Annotated in this window: 8 protein-coding genes and 2 pseudogenes; 6 read left to right on the top strand and 4 right to left on the bottom strand. The window is 57.1% G+C overall.

Features of this window, described 5'->3' with window-relative positions; all coding sequences use genetic code 11:
• The first annotated feature begins 782 nt into the window (after positions 1 to 782).
• The 5 genes from bioB to AB8Z38_RS17070 all read left to right on the top strand — a co-directional run bounded on the left by bioB (position 783) and on the right by AB8Z38_RS17070 (position 5,299).
• Positions 783 to 1,766, top strand: coding sequence for a biotin synthase BioB (gene bioB / locus AB8Z38_RS17090; protein WP_369726208.1), 984 nt, complete (start codon positions 783 to 785; stop codon positions 1,764 to 1,766).
• A 51-nt stretch (positions 1,767 to 1,817) separates the two neighbouring features.
• Positions 1,818 to 2,171 carry an aspartate 1-decarboxylase gene (gene panD / locus AB8Z38_RS17085; protein WP_369726207.1) on the top strand — a complete coding sequence of 118 codons (354 nt, stop codon included), beginning with the start codon at positions 1,818 to 1,820 and terminating at the stop codon, positions 2,169 to 2,171.
• Positions 2,172 to 2,253: 82 nt separating this feature from the next.
• The gene (locus tag AB8Z38_RS17080) at positions 2,254 to 3,408 is read left to right on the top strand and encodes an 8-amino-7-oxononanoate synthase (protein ID WP_369726206.1); all 1,155 of its coding nucleotides are present in this window, start codon (positions 2,254 to 2,256) and stop codon (positions 3,406 to 3,408) included.
• Entirely contained in the window at positions 3,405 to 4,037 is a 633-nt protein-coding gene (gene bioD, locus AB8Z38_RS17075) for a dethiobiotin synthase (RefSeq protein WP_369726205.1), read from the top strand. The genes AB8Z38_RS17080 and bioD overlap by 4 nt, the downstream gene beginning before the upstream one ends.
• Positions 4,034 to 5,299: an adenosylmethionine--8-amino-7-oxononanoate transaminase gene (locus tag AB8Z38_RS17070; RefSeq protein WP_369726204.1), complete on the top strand. Its 1,266-nt coding sequence runs from the start codon at positions 4,034 to 4,036 to the stop codon at positions 5,297 to 5,299. The genes bioD and AB8Z38_RS17070 overlap by 4 nt, the downstream gene beginning before the upstream one ends.
• 871 nt (positions 5,300 to 6,170) lie before the next feature.
• Here AB8Z38_RS17070 and nolL read toward each other — a convergent pair.
• The 4 genes and pseudogenes from nolL to AB8Z38_RS17050 form a co-directional block, all read right to left on the bottom strand.
• A pseudogene (nolL, locus tag AB8Z38_RS17065) lies at positions 6,171 to 7,291 on the bottom strand (nodulation factor fucose acetyltransferase NolL).
• Positions 7,292 to 8,461: 1,170 nt separating this feature from the next.
• The gene (ectB, locus tag AB8Z38_RS17060; protein ID WP_369726203.1) at positions 8,462 to 9,724 is read right to left on the bottom strand and encodes a diaminobutyrate--2-oxoglutarate transaminase; all 1,263 of its coding nucleotides are present in this window, start codon (positions 9,722 to 9,724) and stop codon (positions 8,462 to 8,464) included.
• A gap of 944 nt (positions 9,725 to 10,668) precedes the next feature.
• Positions 10,669 to 11,064 (bottom strand): response regulator transcription factor, encoded by a 396-nt coding sequence (locus AB8Z38_RS17055; protein WP_369726202.1) that lies wholly within the window; start codon positions 11,062 to 11,064, stop codon positions 10,669 to 10,671.
• Positions 11,065 to 11,148: 84 nt separating this feature from the next.
• Positions 11,149 to 11,832 (bottom strand): response regulator transcription factor, encoded by a 684-nt coding sequence (locus tag AB8Z38_RS17050; protein WP_369726201.1) that lies wholly within the window; start codon positions 11,830 to 11,832, stop codon positions 11,149 to 11,151.
• A gap of 2,132 nt (positions 11,833 to 13,964) precedes the next feature.
• Between AB8Z38_RS17050 and AB8Z38_RS17045 the strand changes: the two are divergent.
• Positions 13,965 to 19,524: pseudogene (locus tag AB8Z38_RS17045) on the top strand (AAA family ATPase).
• Positions 19,525 to 19,551: the final 27 nt, after the last annotated feature.

Genomic DNA, 19,551 nt, shown 5'->3' with positions numbered 1-19,551 from the left:
TTCGCAGTATGTGAACAATAGTCGCTATTGCCTGCATCTCTGGAGGCCGACACGTCAGGTCATTCCGATGCCTTCGGCAGCTTTCGTGGGCATCGTCGGGCTCGGGCCGTCTGAAGCGGCAATTCTGTTTGGGCAGATGAGTGCCGGGGCATATCCGATCCCGCCGCGTCGCTGTTAAGTCGAGCGGCGGCAAAGTACTCTGCTGTTCCCGCAGATCATCTTCGAGAGTGCAGATGGATTTACGCACCGCAGCCATGGGCGACGAGCACACCGTCGATGGAGCCTAGGTGAGCTAATGGTGCACAGGCCCGCCAAAGAGGGTGCGGGCCACCACTCTGCGCCCAAGAGCCCAGCTCGGTGCGCTTCTGAAGCTGGCGAGAGGCGCTCGCAGAGGCGGCTCGTCTGGACCACCATTTATTGTGCGGAATGTGACGTGCATGACCACCAGCGAGGAATTGGCAGGTTGATCATTAAAGCAGATCCGCCGCTCCGTTATACATGTGGGCGGCCAAACCACTTTTGTGTCAGGAAACGATCCTATGGAGCGCAACCATCGCTCGCATTGGCTAGTTGCCCGAATGAGACGCGTTGGGGAATGTTGTTGCGCGTGACGCGATGCTGCGAGGAAATCCTGCATGAGGGGCGGGTATTAGCGTGATATGAGCGCCATCCGGGCGCAACTCGGCGATAATTCTCGTTTAATCCCGGTCAAGAGTGCTGCTTTGCGGAGCTACGCACGACGGTATTGTCTGTATGATTGAGCGAAACTCTTGGGGGGTGCTGTGGAAGGCGAAGGCAATAGCGGCCATGACAGCGCGCCGGTCCGCCACGACTGGGAACGTGCCGAGGCGGAAGGGGTTTACGCGCTGCCATTTGCTGACCTCCTATTTCAGGCCCACACCGTTCATCGCGGCAATTTCGACCCAAATCACGTCGAAACCGCAAGCCTGCTCAGCATCAAGACCGGCGGTTGTCCTGAAGATTGCGCCTACTGTGCACAGAGCGTGCATTACGACACTGGCCTGAAGGCAGCTCGCTTGATGGATCGCGTTGATGTGGTCGCCGCCGCGCAGGGCGCCAAGACCGCCGGCGCGACTCGCTTCTGCATGGCCGCGGCCTGGCGCAGTCCAAAGGACCGGGACCTCGATCGGGTCTGCGACATGATTGCTGCCATTAAACGTGTTGGCATGGAGACGTGCGCAACGCTCGGCATGCTCACGCCAGGGCAAGCCGCACGGCTCGCCGACGCCGGCCTCGACTTCTACAATCACAACGTGGATACTTCGCCGGAGTTCTACCGCAGCATCATCACGACCCGGACCTTGCAGGATCGCATCGACACTCTTACACACGTGCGCGAGGTGGGCATCAAAGTCTGCTGCGGCGGCATTATTGGTATGGGTGAGCACGTCGAGGACCGTCTCGGCATGCTGGTATTGCTCGCCAATCTTCGCAACCATCCGGAAAGCATACCGATCAACGTCTGGAACGAGGTGAATGGCGTGCCGGTGAAGGTCACGGCGGAGCGTCCCGATCCGATTGCCCTGGTGCGCCTGGTGGCGACCGCGCGGATCATGATGCCCAAGAGCGTCATACGCTTGGCCGCAGGGCGCCAGTACATGACTGATGAACTCCAGGCGCTATGCTTCTTGGCGGGTGCGAATTCCATCTTTGTCGGCGATGTGTTGCTCACTACCAAAAACCCGCAACTTGACCGTGACGCAAGTTTGCTCGCCCGGCTCGGCATTACGTCTGGACTCGCTTAGGTTATCAGAACAATAGAGGTGCTGCGCGCAAGCGATCAGCGTAGGTGAGAAATGCAGATTGTCTTGATGAAGGGAACGATTCATTGCGCCTCCGTAACTGAATCCGGCCTGCACTATGAAGGTTCCATCTCGGTTGATCGCGCGCTGCTGGACGCGGCCGGTATCCTGATCAACGAACGCGTCGAACTCTACAATCTCGAGACGGGATCACGCTTTGCACCGTTTGTGACAGAAGCGCCACAAGGATCCGTCACTGTAGACATGAACGGTGCGGCGGCGCGATTGGCGATGCCCGGAGATAAGATAAGCATCGTCGCATACGCGTCATTTGAAGAGGAGGATGCAAGAATCTTCAGACCGCGCATTGTGCTGGTTGATCGAGAAAATCGCATCCTGCCGGTTTGATCCAACAAGCCAAACCCGGAAGGCCCCGTTCTTCGGCGCCAGTTAGAGTTGTGCGCATCCACCGTTGCTCAGCGAGTGAAGAATGAGTTGCATCGTTGCCGCTAAAGTCGCCAGCTATGTGGCAGGCTTGGATGCGCTTAAACAAGACGGCCGCCTGCGCAGTCTCAGGCCGCGCACCGGGACCGACTTTTCATCAAACGATTATCTGGGCCTGGCGAGCGCACCGCGCATGAAAAAGGCCATCGTGACTGCGCTCGAAGCCGGTACTCCGATCGGAGCCGGCGGATCACGGCTTCTGCGCGGCAACTGCGACGAGCACGAATGCCTCGAAGCAGAAGCGGCGCGGTTCTTCGGCGCGCAGACCGCGCTCTTCTTCGGTGGTGGTTATGTCGCAAATTTTGCGGTGCTGACAACGCTGCCGCAACGGGACGACCTGCTCATCCTTGATGCCCTGGTTCACGCCAGTATTCACGAAGGAGCGCGAGCTGGCCGAGCCGCGTTTCAGATCAATGCTCATAACGACCCGCAGGCTGTCGAAAGCGAAATTTGCGACTGGCGGACCGCGGGTGGAGCCGGGCAGGTCTGGATCGTGGTCGAGAGCCTCTACAGCATCGACGGCGATTTCGCACCGCTTGAAGACCTGCTCGCGATCGCGGACGGGCACGATGCGTTCTTGGTTGTGGACGAGGCTCATGCCACCGGCGTTTACGGCGAGCAGGGACGAGGCCTCACTGCTCCCTATGCAGGACGCGAAAATCTCCTCGTTGTCCATACCTGCGGCAAGGCGCTGGGAGCTGCCGGCGCGCTTGTCACCGCCTCTGGCGTGCTGCGCGACTTCATAATCAATCGCAGTCGCCCATTTATTTTCGCGACTGCCCCTTCACCGTTAATGGCGGTGGCGGTACGGGAGGCTCTGTTGATCCTGCAAGAAGAGCCGGAGCGCCAACAGCGGCTGGCGAAGCTTGTCGCGTTCACGCATCGGGAGATGGTTGCGCGAGGCGAGAGCAGTCCTCCGAACTCGCAGATCCTGCCCTATATCGTTGGCGAGAATGCCCGCGCCATGAGGCTGGCCTCCGCGCTACAGGCACGCGGATTTGACATCCGAGGAATCAGACCGCCAACGGTACCGGCCGGCACGGCCCGTTTGCGGATTTCACTGACGCTCAACGTCGGAGAGGATGAGGTGCGTGCGATGCTCGATGCGCTTGCTGAGGAGACGAGGGACAGGTTTCGATGAGTCAGCGGATCGTGGTGGCCGGCACAGATACAGGGATCGGCAAAACTGTCTTTTCGGCAGGCCTTGCGCAGCTCCTCGGCGCGAATTATTGGAAACCAATTCAGGCCGGTCTTGAAGATGAGACCGACAGCCAGCTGGCCGCTCGACTAGGCGGTCTCTCGGCCGATCGGATCGTTCCGGAGCGTTACTGCCTTAGAACACCCGCTTCCCCGCATCATTCCGCTGAAATAGACGGAGTTCGCATCGATCCCGACTCGCTGGTTGTGCCGGATACCGGGAAGCGACCGCTCGTCATCGAAGGCGCCGGCGGGCTGATGGTGCCACTGAGTTCTAACGTACTCTACATCGACGTCTTTGAGAGGTGGCGCCTTCCCGTCGTGCTTTGCGCCCACACGCTACTGGGGACCATCAATCACTCCCTGCTATCGATAGAAGCCTTGCGAAAGCGCCAAATCGACATTCTTGGGATCGCATTCATCGGGGAAAGAAATCCTGAAACTGAGAGCGCAATTTGTGACATAACGCGGGTACGTTGGTTAGGGCGGCTGCCCTGGATTTCTCCTCTGACGGCAGACAGCCTCCAGGTTGCCTTCAAAGGCTCGTTTATTTCCGGCGATTTCAATCCATGATGCCAGACACGCGGTGGCCAATTTGGCATCCATTCACGCAGCATGCTCTTCACAACGAGATGACCAAGGTTGTGCGCGGCGAGGGTGCTTATCTCTACACTGCCGATGATCACCGAATCATAGATGCAATCTCATCTTGGTGGGTCGTCACTCACGGCCATTGCCATCCGCAGATCGTGAGCGCGATTCAGGAGCAGGCCGGCAAGCTGAACCAAATCATTTTCGCCGGCTACACGCACGATCCGGCCGAGCAGGTCGCTCAGCTCCTTTTAAAACTGACGCCCCGAGGCTTGAACCATGTGTTTTACTCGGACAGTGGCTCAGCCAGCGTGGAGGTCGCCTTGAAGATGGCGCTCGGTTATTGGCACAATATAGGCGAACAGCGAACACGCATCATTGTGATGCAGCACTCCTATCATGGCGACACGTTCGGCGCGATGTCCGTTGGTGCCCGCGGTATCTTCAACGCGGCGTACGGTCCCCTTCTGTTCGACGTAACCTCAATCCCGTTCCCTGCCAGCGGTCGTGAGCAGGCGACGTTTGATGCGCTCGAGTCAGCATGTCGGAACGAAAATCCCGCAGCCTTTATTGTCGAGCCTCTGGTGCTAGGGGCGGGCGGAATGCTGATGTACCCAGCTTGGGTGCTAAGAGAGATGAAGCGGATCTGCGAGGCGTGGAATGTCCTGTTCATTGCCGATGAGGTCATGACGGGCTGGGGCCGCACCGGAACAATCTTCGCCTGTGATCAGGCCAATGTTGTACCAGATATCGCGTGCTATTCGAAGGGTCTCACTGGAGGGGCGCTGCCGCTCGCGGTGACACTTTGCCGGGCAGAGATTTTCGATGCTCATTATTCAAAAGACCGTACGCGCACGTTCTTTCACTCGAGTTCGTATACGGCAAATCCGCTGGCCTGTGCCGCCGCCAAGGCTAACCTGGATCTATGGAAAGACCAGGAAACTCACCGACGCATCGCTGCGGTCGCAAACATGCAACAGCAGGCAATTGAAGTCTTCCGCGCCGATCCGCGCTTTGCAAACGTTCGTCGCAGCGGCACCATCACAGCACTTGATCTGAATGCGAGAGAGACCGGCTATCTCGCAGGAGTCGGCCCGAAGCTTCACGCCTTCTTTAAAGACCGCAATCTCTTGCTGCGCCCACTCGGGAATACGATTTATGTGATGCCGCCCTATTGTGTAACAGCGGGCGACCTGGACGAAATATATGCAGGCATCCGTGACGCTGCCGATGCCCTGGCCTAAACACGCGCGCGGCATTGCAAAATCAAGGATTCCGCGGTGCCGTCGGCTTTTCGAACGACTTGAGAGGGTCTTGCCTTAGACTGCCTACGAAATGGACGATTGTTGCCTCGCATCTGCTGGAGTCTGCGGCAGCCGTGCGAGTGCTGGTGCATCTTTCCATTTCTCTCGCCTGGATCCGGGTTCGTTTGCGGAATGCGCCTGCACTCCGCCGAAGCTGCACCTTTAAGTGTTTACTGAGCGCTCAATCATCAGAAATGTGTTGCTTTGCAACTTCTCAGTGGGATGCGCCTTTTCGTCCGCCGTAGTGATAGATACTTTTTGGTCTTCAGGCAAAGGCCATTGGACAAAGGTTAATAAGGCGCGGTCGTGCGCCGCATGGTCGTGTCTCCAAATCTTCCGATCGAGATCGTCACCGCTCGGAGAGACCGTGAGAGGCCGAGAGGCTCGCGACAGGTAATTGCACCCGCCATCTCGCCGAATAAGAACGACTTGTTGGTCGCCGAAGCCCTTTTCCTTCGGGCAGCTGCGGCCCGAGACGGAGATTTGAACGACTGGGACGTCTCGGGCTCAGTACGGCACCCGAAGGACCATCTCGCCAACTGATTGGATTAGGTTCGATCCCCAGATCTGGGTCGAAATCCCCCCGGCTAGACGACTGGTACAGCGAAGCTAAGCTCAAGACGCTCGATCTTTTTTGGATGAACGGCAATGGGCTGAGTTCAACGCTTAGATGGGGTTGCTCGTACGCCGATCACCGGCTCGACCGGCGGCACACCGTCGCCGCCGGCTCTGGGTTCCAACGGTATTCCGGCGACGTCAAAAGTCGACGCCATCGCAACACTGCCGTACTCAAACAAAAGAATACATACAGCTAGTTCATTGCAGGCTTGGCTTGCGGGAGACCTGAGCGTGGTGGCATTCCAAGGACCAGCTGAGACAGATATGGAACGCCGCGAACGATCGCGCGGACCGTTAGCGCTATCGCAACAATGGCGGCCCCGAGCACACCTGCGATGATCAACCGGGTCGTGAGATCCCAAAATTCTCCGAACTGTATGAAATCCATGAGACGGAACACGGTACCCTGGACGAGGTAGAGCAGCAGCGTGGTCTGGCCCAACTCCACAGCGATAAACCGGGCGATTCGATTTGAATGGCCAAAGCTCCAGCATTGCAGCAGGAGTTCGATAGCGATTGCTGAGGCAGCTGCAGCGCCAACAAACATCAGAAGCGCGTCCTTGGCCGACCGGAAATCGTGAAAGACTGCAAGGTTATTATAGACATAAGTGTCCTTGCCCCAAGCTAGAAAGGATATGCAAGTCACTATCGAGAGAAAGAAAATCAAGAGCGGCTTGTGATTTCGCGATGTGCTCGTCCATCGTTCTCTCGAATGGGCCAGCAAGAACCCCAGGCAGAAGAACGGGTAAGTGAATCTGATTAGGGGGATATGGAGAACGTCAGAGGCGTGAGTGCGACCAGTATGGCTGAGCCAGATACGGCCCAGAATGGGTGGCTGAGCCTGGTAAAAATCTTGATGAGAAGGTAGGAAAAAAACGTGGCCCAGATGAACCAGTATGTGCCAGCCAGATCGTCTACAAATTCCAAAAGTCCGCTCGTTAGGCTGGTCGCGCGCCACAATGCCGTTAACTTAGCTGTCTCCATTAAAGCCCACCAAAACAGCATCGGCAGCAAAAGCTGCTTTGCACGGTCGCTGACGGCTCGAATGAACGACTTTTGCAGCAGCGATCCAACAGACAGATATCCGCTTATCGCCATGAACAGTGGCATGTGAAACATATAGATCGATTTGTAATAGGGCGAATACCAAAACCCGTCGTCTCGATAGATGACGTACTGGATCAGGTGCCCAACGATCACCAGGACAATGAGCGCACCTTTCGCGAAATCTAAGCTTAGATCTCGATCGTTTGCCTTTGTCGCGCGCGAGCTCGGGGCGATCGTTCCAGTCACGCGTAGCAATCTCTCAAACATCTTGATATCTGTTCTTGACGAGCCGGCGGCCCATTGTTCGCTTCTTCTGCCTCATTTTTGATCTAAACGAAAGGTGATGGCGGGAGTTTTTGGGAGGGGAATAAGCCCAGCTTGTTAGGGCTGGAAGAATGAGCTGTGGGCCGAGCGTCTCGGTTGGGCTCCGGGAACTTTGCGGCAGAGAGTAGATATCGAAGTTGAGATGCAGGCGTAGCAGAACGGGCAGGCATACTAGTTGCAGACGCTTTTTGGGAGGAAGACTGTCGCCCTCAGTCTTCCACTCAGCCCGACGCATCTCAGACCCGGCAGATGCGTCGGGCTTCTTCGGTTGGCCCAGAATAATCGGCGTTTGGTCCGTCACCTTCTTGACGCCGAGGTGCTTACGCCAATGGGGGCGTTTGATAACTGAACTCGGGCACGCCAAGATGGTACGGCGGCGCGCTACGCGCGAACGCGGATAGCGGTGCTCATCAGTTCTGGAGCATAAGCGAAAACCAACGCTTCCTGATTGAGATGCGCGTTCGGTTTTGTGTAACTCACGCCGTGAACCGCCGGTGCTGTGACAACTTTCGGCGCAAAGCCGCCGCCGGAGTGATTGCTGCTGCACCGATACTGTAAACGGCTCGGGCTGGATTGCTGCTGCACAATGTCTACGGCGCTCACAAAGTCTGCGCCCGTGCGATGGGCACGGGCTCATCAAGACCGGGCGTGCAAGGGCCTGCGCGAGTGGAGTGCCATGTCTTGCTGAAGCTCGTTGATTGGAAGTGCATCCGGCCAAGGCGCTAGTTAGATCGTTAGATCGTACCTGGTCGGATGATCAATTGGGTTCAAGTGAGCCATCTTCAGAGAGCGCAAGGTTCGGCGCGAACGAGGTCACATTTGGCGGACCTCATTCTGAAAACTGAGATAAGCAGCTCGATCAGAGTCGCTCGCCACTGCGAGGTTCTATTGCAAAGCGGCCGCTCGCACTCACGTGTTGTGAAACAAGGAGGGCAGCCAACGTTCTTCGCGCATCAGCCGACTCAGCGGAACACAGACAACGTTAGCGTTTCACGCGTCACCTCCGTGATCATGACTTCAAAACTCCTGGGCGTTTCGGCAGGAAGCGAGGACTAGCGCCAGTGACCTGTGCACCGATGCTGTGCTAGCAACAGTTTCTCTCGTGTGCTAAAACTAGCTTGCTCGGGCTAAATTCAACATTTCGCACAATGACTCCTCGAATATATCCAGGCCTTGTCCCAGCGTTTCTTGGTCGATCGTAAGTGCAGGTAAGAACTTCACAACCTGATCTGTCGCTCCGCATCGCTCGACAATCAGTCCCTTCTCAAACGCTCTATGTGACGTCGCCTCTGCAAGCTCGGTCGTTTTGCAATCGAAGCCACATACCATGCCCCGCCCCCGAACAACGAACTTGTTTCCGTGCTGGTGCGCGATAGCATCGAGTCGACGCCGCATAAATTCGCCTAAGCGTCGGACCTCTTGCGAGAACGTCTGGTTGTGCCAATACAGATTCAAAGCCGCTTTGGCAGAAACGAGTGCAAGGTTGTTTCCTCGGAACGTTCCCGTGTGCTCGCCTGGCTCCCATGCGTCGATCGCTTCTTTGATCAAGAGCATCGACAGTGGCAAACCGAATCCACTCAGCGATTTCGACATTACAACAATGTCTGGCGACAACCCGGCGAACTCGAAACTGAAGAACTCGCCTGTACGACCACAGCCCATTTGGATATCGTCAACTACGAAAATAGCTCCGACGTCTTTTGCCAAAGCCTGAACTGACTGCAACCATTCCTTTCCCGCGACGTTAATGCCTCCCTCTCCCTGCACGGTTTCGACGAGAATGGCGGCTGGAAGATCAATGCCACTGCTCTCGTCCATTAACACCTTTCGCAGGTAATCCGCCGGACTGTCAGCGGAGCCGAGATACCCATCATAGGGCATGAAAGTTGTGCCGAATAAGGCAATGCTGCTGGCTTTGCGGTAAAAGCGGTTACCGCTTGCAGCTATGGCTCCCAAGCTTTGGCCGTGATATCCATTCGTGAAAGAAATGACATTGTGTCGTCCTGTGATCTTTCGCGAGAGCTTTAGAGCTGCTTCAACAGCGTTAGCTCCTGTAGGCCCCGTAAATTGAAAGCGGTAGTGAAGATTCCGTTCGCGAAGGATGATGGAGCTAAAGGTCTCCATGAATTCGACTTTTGCTGGCGTGGCCATGTCCAAGCCATGGACGACCCCGTCCGAGTCTAGATACTCGCTAATAGCCGCTTTGATTTCCTGATTGTTGTGGCCGTAGTTTAGCGCTCCAGCGCCGGACAGAAAGTCGATGACCTTTCGGCCACCCTCTGTGAACATGATAGAACCGCGCGCCCTGCTGAAGACGGCAGGAAAGGAACGTGAGTACGCGCGCACATTCGACTCGAGAGTTTCGACGGTGTTCATTTTGCGCGACGCGTGTACTCCAACCATGTCGTCATCTCCTCGATAACATAATGAAGCGCGCGGCCAACATCGTACAAGAGAGGCAAAGCGAGCCGCGCTGTTCTGCTGACCGTCTTTTGGGGGGTACGCGTTAGCGCGTCTGAAAATCGGCCCCGCTTGCTTACCTGAGAACCAGGCGGAACAAAGCTACTATGTCTAGTAGCTCCGTTCGCATCCAGCGAGGCTCCTGCCTAACTCGCCTTTCGCGGCCAGGATTGCTCAGTCGGCGCGATCGAAGAATTTGCCCATACCACGCGGCTAACTTTGGAAACGGGAAGGATGTAGGCCGAACAATGTCATCTGAGCAGAGGCGCGGACGCGCTCCTGCCGAGGACGGAGCCCGCCAGCCGGAAGCGTGTTTTGCATGCTCACGCTCACGGTCCCGGCGAGTAGAAGGGGGCTGCCGCCGCGGATCTGGCCCGGCACGCGGGCTCATCGCGCGACCAGAGCCGACCGCTTTGCGCAGCGGACCGTTGCGTCGCCGGCGTGAATGCGTTCGGTAGCAAAGGCATGGCTTGAGATCGCAGCGGCCAGCCGCAACAGATGCCTAAGTTTCGGATGCTTTAGGTTGCTGGGATCGGACACAGGTTGGCGAATCTGTCGGTGCAAACGTTCGACCGCTTCGGAAGCCGTCGTACTGCTGTGAAGGTGGTGTGCACGTTCATTGAAAGGGAAGGGGGCACCGCCTCGCCGGATTACGTGATCATACCAGAGGCGTCTTGTCAGGAGGTCGACGTTGCAAGTGCTTCAACCGGATTTCGAAAGCGGAACAACAGCGATATGAATGCGGCAAGATGGAAAAGCGATCGTTGCCACTGCCACCCGTAAGCGCGGGTAATCGCCCATTGATGGAGATCGCAAGCGCCGTGCGGGTTGCGGCTTGGTCCGGGCTGCTTCCCCATCTTTCAGGCGTCCGTTCCGTCACGATGCTCGTCCAGCGCGTTATCGAGGCAGGCTATCAACTCCAGACCGGCAAAGGGTTTGGGAAAAAAGCCGGTCACGCCGGCTTTCAACGCGCGGGCTCGCGTGCGCTCATCCGCGAAGGCAGTAATCAAGATGAATGGCGCAGCGTGGCCCTGGGCCCGCATCTGTTCCAAAAGTTCAAAGCCGCTCATCATGGGCATCTGCACGTCTGCAATGACACAGGATGTATCGTTCAATTGAGACGACCGCAAGAAATCCTCAGCCGATGCAAACGTGTGAACGATGTGGCCCTGCGATTTCAAAAGATTGTTCAGTGCGGCACGAATTGAAGGATCGTCGTCGACAACGGAGATAGTTGAACACTTAGACAAGACCACCCGTCCTCGTTGGGCGAAGGCACTGGCCGAAGCATAGCGGCCAGCTGAAGGGTGCGCGAGTACGCGGAAATTGTAAAATCATACTTAGGTTTGTACCTTGAGACGGTCGGTCCCAATTCCCAGCCTCTCAGCCATCCTAATCAAATCGGCTAGCGATCGAGCGCCCATCTTCCTCATCACGTGCCCGCGGTAGATTTTGACCGTAATCTCGGCGAGCCCGAGTTCCGCGGCCACCTGTTTGTTCAATAGGCCGGTGGCGACAAGTCTCAACACATCCTGCTCCCGTGGACTCAGGGCCTCAAACAAGGACTGCAGCCTCTTGATGACCTTGTCTACACCTCGTCTTTTGCGATCCCGTTCGATCGCAGCAATGACGCCATCGAGCAGTTCCTGATCGCGAAATGGCTTGCTGAGAAAATCGATTGCTCCACTCTTCATCGCTTTGACGGTCATCGGAATATCGCCATGAGCGGTGATGAAAATGATGGGAATATGAACCTTCAATTTGGCTAACTCATTCTGGAGCTCAAGTCCGCTCAATCCCGGCAGTCTGATGTCAAGCACAAGGCAGCCAGGAACATCAGGAAGCTCGCTGTGGAGCAGTTCCTGGGCGGATCCGTAAGCAACGACATCTAGACCGATGGATCGAAATAGGTTGACCAGCGATTCGCGCATTGAGAGGTCGTCGTCGACGACGAACACTCTCGGTCTCACCTCCGGCCCTTCGACGGTTGCGGCTTGCGTCCGCGGTTCAGAGCGCTTGGTCACGAAGAGCCTCACTTTTGCAATTATAGTAGAAAGATGTGTTACCACGCCCAATGGTTGTCCGTCGTGGTCTTCCTAGGAGCTTTCGGGCACTGCAAATCTATGAGACTTTCCAGGGATGTGACCGGGTCAGCCGTTTGCAGCCGCGTAATGCATTACCAGGAAAGTCTAGCAAAAAGCGCCCGAGTGGTCGAGAACTGGCTTTCGCGTCTGTCCGCTGTTCCGCGGGAACGGGCCCGCGGCATCGATCAAATCAATCAGCAGCCGTTTGACAAGCACCGAATCCAGAGGTTGAGGCGTTCGCTCTTGCACGGGGCGTCCCCGCTGGCCCTTCGCGAGTGGCGGCTGCAGGAGGCGTCGGCGGACCCTCACTATGCGGCTGGATTAGAATGCCCGCCGTCTTGGTAGTTGGATGCGGGGCTGCGAGCTGAGCAGATCGGCGCGATGTTGCCTAGGCATGCGCCGGGCTCGCCGGCATTGTCGGCATGCGGCGTAGACTACCGCGCTTGTACTAAGGAAAATGGAAATTAGAACGAGCAGCAGCGGCATCAGCACATGAACTCTTTTTGCTTCGTCAGAGCGCCTGTGAGTTGCGTCTTTAGCGAGCTTGGGAAGGCATCTTGCATCGGCTTCGTACAACCTCACGCAAGGTGCGATTCAAGTCCTTTCGGTCGTGCTCATAGGAAATATAGTCATCTCGATCTGCTGAGGTGCCTATGTTCTTTCGTCCCCCCTGTTTCCTTCTAAGCGCCTATCCCAAGATGAGGTGGTGAATCTACGTGGAGAGGCCCATTGGCTGCCTGGCTGTCGATCGCTTCGGCAAAGCCAGTTGCAATTGGCCTCCGGCCGCAGCTCAACAAAGGCTGATCCGGCAAAGGTATCGCTCTCCTAGCAGTTTTGGCGGGCATCATAGGTTTGTGGCGAGCAGGCTGTTCGAAGGTTGTACTCAACCCCGCAAGATAGGATAGAATGCGAGCCGAGCGGTCAGCCTGAAGCAGTCGCCAACCTGCCACTAGCTGATTGATCTTCCCACGCAGCTCATCAAAGCGGCCCGGCGCACTCCTTCGAGAAGAACTGCGCAGGGTTCGCCCCACATCGCCAGTACATCCGTGGCGATGCTGCTCCAATGAAGCAATCCACATGGCAAAACTGAGGCTCGCTCCGCAGCCAAACTCAATAGCGGCCGGCTGCTACTCCACGCCGGCACGACGAGTTTGAATCGTACGTAGCGTCACGTTGTGCGATGTCGTCTAGATCTCTCGAAGTTGGCAAAGTCCGACAAGGTGGAGTGCGGAATTGGCAAGGATTGCGGCAAATGTTGTTACGGTGCGCGTGGCGAGGGAGAAGGCGTTCCGCTGTTCTTGATATTCGTTGCAATTCGCTTCACCGGTTCTGGGATAGCTTCCGCTGCGCTTGAACCGCGGTTTGAGTATGGGAACTCTGCCTGATCTATCGGGTTCGGCATGGCCGGCAATCGCCCTCCTGCGAACGGCGGCGCTCGGCATTCCGATGAGTGAGGGCCTGTACGGGCCCTGTATCAGCATAAGGAGTGCCTTGTCGCGGGTCAGTTGCTTTTCGAAAAATGGCAGCAGGAATCCTCAGAATAGCTATCGGGCACGGTTTGGCTCAAACAGGCTCGCAGATCTGCCGCATGATGCTGCCGTTCAGAGTGGATGACTGCATTGCCTCTGACAAAATGGGCTTGGAATGATTGTCGATCTCGCAAATTGCACCGCGCCTGTCGGCGGCATTTCTCTTGCCTGGACCGCGCATTGCCTCGATCATGGGCAAACCGATCGGCTTTCATATCTCATGGCCTGATCGAGAGATAGCGGCTATCCGGAGCCCTGCTGCATGTCGGGCAGCGGGGCGCTGGTGGCAGGTAACTGCCACGAGCCGCTCTATCCTCCCGCGCGACACGCTGCGTAATCGGGAGCCGCCGCCCACGCGGGCCCAAGCCTGCGCTCGATCGACATGATCGGGCTCTATGATACAGCCTGCGTTCGTTCTATTTTGCTTGCTGCGGCCTATTCTTTGGCGGCCCCGGACCTGTGGCGTTTTTTGTAAAGTCTCTTCACAATTGCGTCCCTTCTGTGTCAGATGTTGGCTCGCGTCTTCCTAGTCTGGGCGGGCAAATGCCGCGAGACCCTCTCAGCCGGACTTTGTTCGGCTCAAATCTCGACAGCGACTTCCAACCCCTGTGGGAGGACGGTGATCGCGCGTTCTGCCGTGCGTGGCGACAGCTAATCCATGGCAGCAGAACTGTCGTGCTCGTCGTGCGGCCGATCACGGAAGACCCAGCGACGCTCGACCGCCTCGTCCATGAGTGTGAGCTGAGGGAGGAGCTAGACGAGGCATGGGCGGTGCGGCCTTTGGAACTGATCCGGGAATCTGGTCGTACCATGCTGGTCCTGGAGGATCCATGCGGCGAGCCGCTGCTAAACTTAGCTGGAGCCCGCATGGAGCCCCAGCGCTTCCTGCGCCTGGCCGTTGGTATCACGACGGCCGTGGGCAAGCTTCACCGGCACGGCTTGATCCACAAGGACCTGAAACCCGCTCACATTCTGGTCAATTGCCCCGACGAACAGGTGCGGCTCACTGGGTTTGGTCTGGCTTCCCGTCTTTCCCGCGAGCGGGTGCTGCCTGAGCCTGCCGAGTTCATCGCCGGCTCGCTGCCCTACATGGCGCCCGAACAGACCGGACGAATGAACCGCTCAGTCGACTCTCGCAGTGATCTCTATTCACTTGGCGTGATATTCTACCAGATGCTGACCGGGGCGCTGCCGTTCACGGGCTCAGACCCGTTGGAGTGGATTCATTGTCATATTGCAAGAAAAGCAACACCGCCCCTCGAGAAATCGCAAAATGTCCCGGAGCCAATCTCTCACATTGTGATGAAACTCCTCGCGAAAACCGCCGAGGAACGCTACCAGACTGCCGCTGGCCTTGAACACGATCTGCAACACTGTCTGGCAGCATGGGCCAACCACGGTCGCATCGAGCCTTTTGACCTTGGCGCAGACGACACACCTGATCGCTTGATCATCCCCGAGAAGCTCTATGGCAGAGCCCGCGAGATCGAGACCTTGCTCGGCTCGTTCGATCGCGCGGTGAAGAGCGGCGCGCCGAGGTTGGTGCTGGTTGCCGGTTATTCCGGCATCGGTAAGTCTTCGCTTGTCCAGGAGCTACACAAAGTACTCGTACCCTCGCGCGGGCTGTTGGCATCAGGCAAATTCGACCAAGTGAAGCGCGATGTGCCCTATGCGACACTAGTGCAGACCTTTCAGAGCCTTGTGCGTCCTCTTCTCAGCAAAAGTGAGGGCGAACTCGCGACCTGGCGGCAAGCGTTCCGGGAGGCGCTCGCTGGGAATGGACGGCTGATCGTCGAATTGATCCCCGATCTGAGCCTGGTTATCGGCGAGCAGCCCGCGGTTGCTGAGCTTCCAGCCCGTCAAGCGCAAATCCGTTTCCAGCTCGTGCTTCGTCGCTTTATTGGCGTGTTCGCCCGGCGGACCCATCCATTGGTGCTCTTCCTCGACGATTTGCAGTGGTATGACGCTGCGACACTCGACCTGATCGAGGATCTGCTAACCCAGCCCGATCTGCACCTGCTGCTTATTGGAGCTTACCGCAGCAACGAAGTTGATGCTGATCATCCGCTCAAACGCAAGCTCGAGTCCATCGGGAGAGCCGGCGTAAATCTAGAGGAGATCACGCTATCGCCGCTCAGCGCAGACGACGTCGCGCAGTTGGTCGCGGATACCCTTCGCTGCGGGCCAAAACGCGCTGCCCCGCTTGCGAACTTGGTGCATCAGAAGACGATGGGCAATCCGTTCTTCGCCGTTCAATTCTTGTCTGAACTAGCCGGAGAGCAGCTGTTGACGTTCGATCACGAGTCGGCGCGCTGGCGTTGGGATCTGCAGCGGATTCACGCAAAAGCGTACACCGAGAACGTCGTCGATCTGATGCTCGGCAAGCTCGTCCGGCTGCCCGAGGAAACCCAGGACGCGCTGCAACAGCTGGCCTGTTTCGGCAACATGGCCGAGACGGCAGAGCTTGCGATCGTGCTCGAAATTTCAGAGGAGCAGGTGCACGCGACCCTGTGGCCGGCAATTCGGCAGGAACTGATCGTGCGGCATGGGACAGCCTACCGCTTCGTCCACGATCGCGTTCAAGAGGCGGCCTACTTGCTGATGCCGGAATCCTCGCGCGCTCCTGCCCATTTGAACATCGGTCGGATGCTTGCCGCACATGTTCCTGCGGACAAGCGTGAAGAGGCCATCTTCGATATTGTCAGTCAGCTCAATCGAGGTGTCGCACTAATCGTTTCCGATCAGGAGCGAGAGCAGCTTGCTCAGCTGAATTTGGCCGCAGGGCAGCGTGCCAGGGGGCAGCGGCCTACGCTTCGGCACTCACATATTTCACGGTCGGTGCTGCGCTGTTCGCAGAGCACTCTTGGCAAACGCGCCATGAACTCGCGTTCGCACTGGAGACAAGCCGGGCCGAATGCGAATTCTTGGTAGGCCGGCTGGATATTGCGGAGAGCCTCCTGTCCGCACTGTCGAAGCGCGCCTTGAACGCGACCCAACGAGCAACGGTCGCATGTTTGCGGGTCGATCTTTACTTGACGCTCGGCCAGTACGGGCGGGCGGTACTCATAGGTCTCGAATATCTTCGCGAAGCGGGATCGAGTGGTCGCAGCATCCGACCGACCAGGAAGCACTGGCCGAATATCAGCGGATGTGGTCACAGCTGCCCGACGCAATCGAGGAGCTTGCTGATTTGCCTGGAATGACAGATCAGACCACGCTTGCCACGCTTGCCGTCTTGACGCGGATTCTTCCGCCCGCGAGTTTCACGGACGCCAATTTATCCGCTTTGGTTATCTGCAGAGCCGTGACCATGAGCCTCGAATACGGCAATACTGATGCTTCTTGCACCCACTACGCATGGCTAGGCCGGATCTCGGCCGGTCGCTTCGGTGACTACCAAGCGGCTGATAAATTTGGTCGTCTTGCTTGCGACCTGGTTGATCGCAGCGAGTTCTCTCGTTTTCGGGCTCCGGTCTACTTGGCCGTTGGATGCAACGTGATCCCGTGGACGAAGCCCTTAAGAGATGGCCGAGTGTTGATTCGGCGAGCGCACGAAGCTGCGGTCATTAGCGGCGACCTCATCTATGAGGCGTACAGCTTGGTTCATCTAACGTCAAACATGATCATGGCCGGAGATCCTCTGAGAGAGGTGCAGAATGAGATAGAGAAGAGCATTGCCACGACACGGAACAGAAAGGTGCAGTTCGCTGCTGATACCATAGATGCTCAGCTCGCAATCATTAGAACGATGCGCGGCCTCACGCGCTCATTCGGATGCTTCGATGACCAACAATTTAACGAGCTGGACGTTGAACGATCGTTGGCCGGAAGTCCGGAGCGGTCGCCTAGCCAAACTGTCTACTGGATCCGCAAGCTTCAGGCGCGGTTTCTAGCTGGCGATTACGCTGCGGCTGTTGGTGCTCGCTCGAAGGCGGAGCCCCAATTATGGACCATGCCGACAGAGCCCTTGATCGCGGAGTTTCACTTCTATGGTGCGCTGTCTCACTCATGTTATTGCGACAAGCTAGGCGAAAGCCAACAGCAGCAACATCGCGATATCATTGATGCCCATTACAGACAGCTGCAGATATTGGCGACGAATTGCCCCGAAAACTTTGAAAATCGTGCTGCCTTGGTCGGCGCTGAAATTGCAAGGCGCGAATGCCGGGATGCAGACGCAATGCGACTGTACGAACATTCAATCCAGACCGCAGCACGTAACGGCTTCGTCCACCACGAGGCAATCGCCTGCGAACTTGCAGCGCGCTTTTATGCTGCGCGCGGTTTTGACAGAATCTCCCGGGTTTACCTGCAGGACGCGCGGCGCGGCTACCTTCGTTGGGGAGCGGATGGTAAGGTGCGTCAACTCGAGGAGCTGCATCCGCATCTCATGCATCAGGAGGCCCCTCTTGCCGTGAATGGCATGACGATCGGAGCTCCGGTTGAGCATCTTGATCTGGCGACGGTGATCAAAGTGTCGCAGGCAATTTCCGGCGAGATTGTGCTTCAGAAGCTAATTGACAAGCTTATGCGGACTACCATTGAGCAGGCCGGCGCCGAACGAGGTTTGTTGATTCTGCTGCATGGCGGCGAGCCACGGATCGAAGCGGAAGGCAAAACGGTAGCAGATGCCCTCGTTGTAAAGGTGGATGAACAGCCCGTAACTCCGATGGCTCTTCCCGAATCCGTGCTGCATTTCGTGCTACGTGTCCGCGAAAACGTCATTCTCGAAGATGCTGTCGCCCAGCCTTCATTTGCCGAGGATCCGTATATCCGCGAGCGCAAAGCGCGTTCTATTCTTTGCCTGCCACTGATCACGCAGGGCAAGCTGATCGGCGTACTTTATCTGGAGAATAATCTCGCCCCGCGCATATTCTCGGCTGCCCGAACGTCAATGCAGAAAATGCTTGCCTCTCAAGCTGCAACAGCGCTCGAAAACAGCCGGTTGTACAGCGAAGTTCAGCAACGAGAGGCGAAAATCCGGCGCTTGCTCGACGCTAACATCATCGGAATCTTTATCATTCAGGAAGGGGGCGAAATCATCGAAGCAAATCAAGCCTTCCTCACGATGGTTGGATACGACCAAGAAGATCTCCTGGCAGGCCGAGTGAACGGTCTCGATCTGACGCCTCCAGAATGGCACGAGCGCACAATGGATGCTAGCACAGAAGCAAAAAGGACCGGAGCTGTTCAGCAGTTCGAGAAAGAGTATGTTCGGAAGGATGGCAGTCGGGTGCCGGTGCTAATTGGCCTGGCCGTGTTCGATGCGCGAGAGGACCAAGGTGTTGGCTTCGTCCTGGACCTGACAGAACGAAAGAGAGCGGAAGCGGAGGCCCGTGAAAGCGAACGGCGGTATCGCGAGACTCTGATGGGCCTTGCACACGCCAATCGGATCACGACAATGGGACAGCTGGCCGCCTCGATCGCCCATGAGGTCAACCAGCCGATTGCCGCGATCAGCAGTAATGCGGGGGCGGGGCTAAATTGGCTCGGTGCTCAACCGCCAAATCTGGAAGAGGTTCGACAAACCTTCGGTTTGATTGTCCGTGACAGTATGCGCGCAGGAAACGTGATCCGTCGGATCCGCGCTCTTATGAATAAAGCTCCTATGCAAACGGAGCTTCTTGCAATTGACGAATTGATCGTAGAGGTGCTGGCCCTAGTCCGCGCGGAACTTGCAAAAAATGATGTGTGGGTGCAAACCAAACGACCTGAGGCTTTGCCGCTGGTTCGAGCGGATCGCGTTCAGGTGCGGCAGGTGATCCTCAATCTGATCACGAACGCCATCGAGGCCATGAGCGTAATCAAGGAAGGCGACCGCGAATTGCTGATCAGTGCCCGGATGGATGGCGCGAATAGCGTATTGGTCAGTTTTCGCGATACGGGCCCAGGGCTCGATCCAAACAGCGCAGACCGCGTCTTCGAGGCTTTTTACACCACCAAATCCGAGGGCATGGGCATGGGACTGGCCATTTGCCATTCTATTATTGAGGCGCATGGGGGCCGGATGTGGGCGGGCCCGAATGATCCTCGCGGGGCGGTCTTTCAGTTCAGCATGCCCGTTGCGACGGAGGGCGTGAATGGGGTGCAGCAGGTCTCTTGAACGTCTTAGGCTCGATCTCCAGCAGGG

The organism is Bradyrhizobium sp. LLZ17 (genome assembly GCF_041200145.1).
Lineage (GTDB): Bacteria > Pseudomonadota > Alphaproteobacteria > Rhizobiales > Xanthobacteraceae > Bradyrhizobium.
This window is presented reverse-complemented; position numbering and strand designations above follow the sequence as displayed.

What these genes read in the sequence shown, in the direction of transcription:
- bioD (WP_369726205.1), top strand. Translation starts at nt 3,405, where the DNA reads ATGAGTCAGCGGATCGTGGTGGCCGGCACAGATACAGGGATCGGCAAA.
- panD (WP_369726207.1), top strand. Translation starts at nt 1,818, where the DNA reads ATGCAGATTGTCTTGATGAAGGGAACGATTCATTGCGCCTCCGTAACT.
- AB8Z38_RS17080 (WP_369726206.1), top strand. Translation starts at nt 2,254, where the DNA reads ATGAGTTGCATCGTTGCCGCTAAAGTCGCCAGCTATGTGGCAGGCTTG.
- AB8Z38_RS17070 (WP_369726204.1), top strand. Translation starts at nt 4,034, where the DNA reads ATGATGCCAGACACGCGGTGGCCAATTTGGCATCCATTCACGCAGCAT.
- ectB (WP_369726203.1), bottom strand. Translation starts at nt 9,724, where the DNA reads ATGAACACCGTCGAAACTCTCGAGTCGAATGTGCGCGCGTACTCACGT.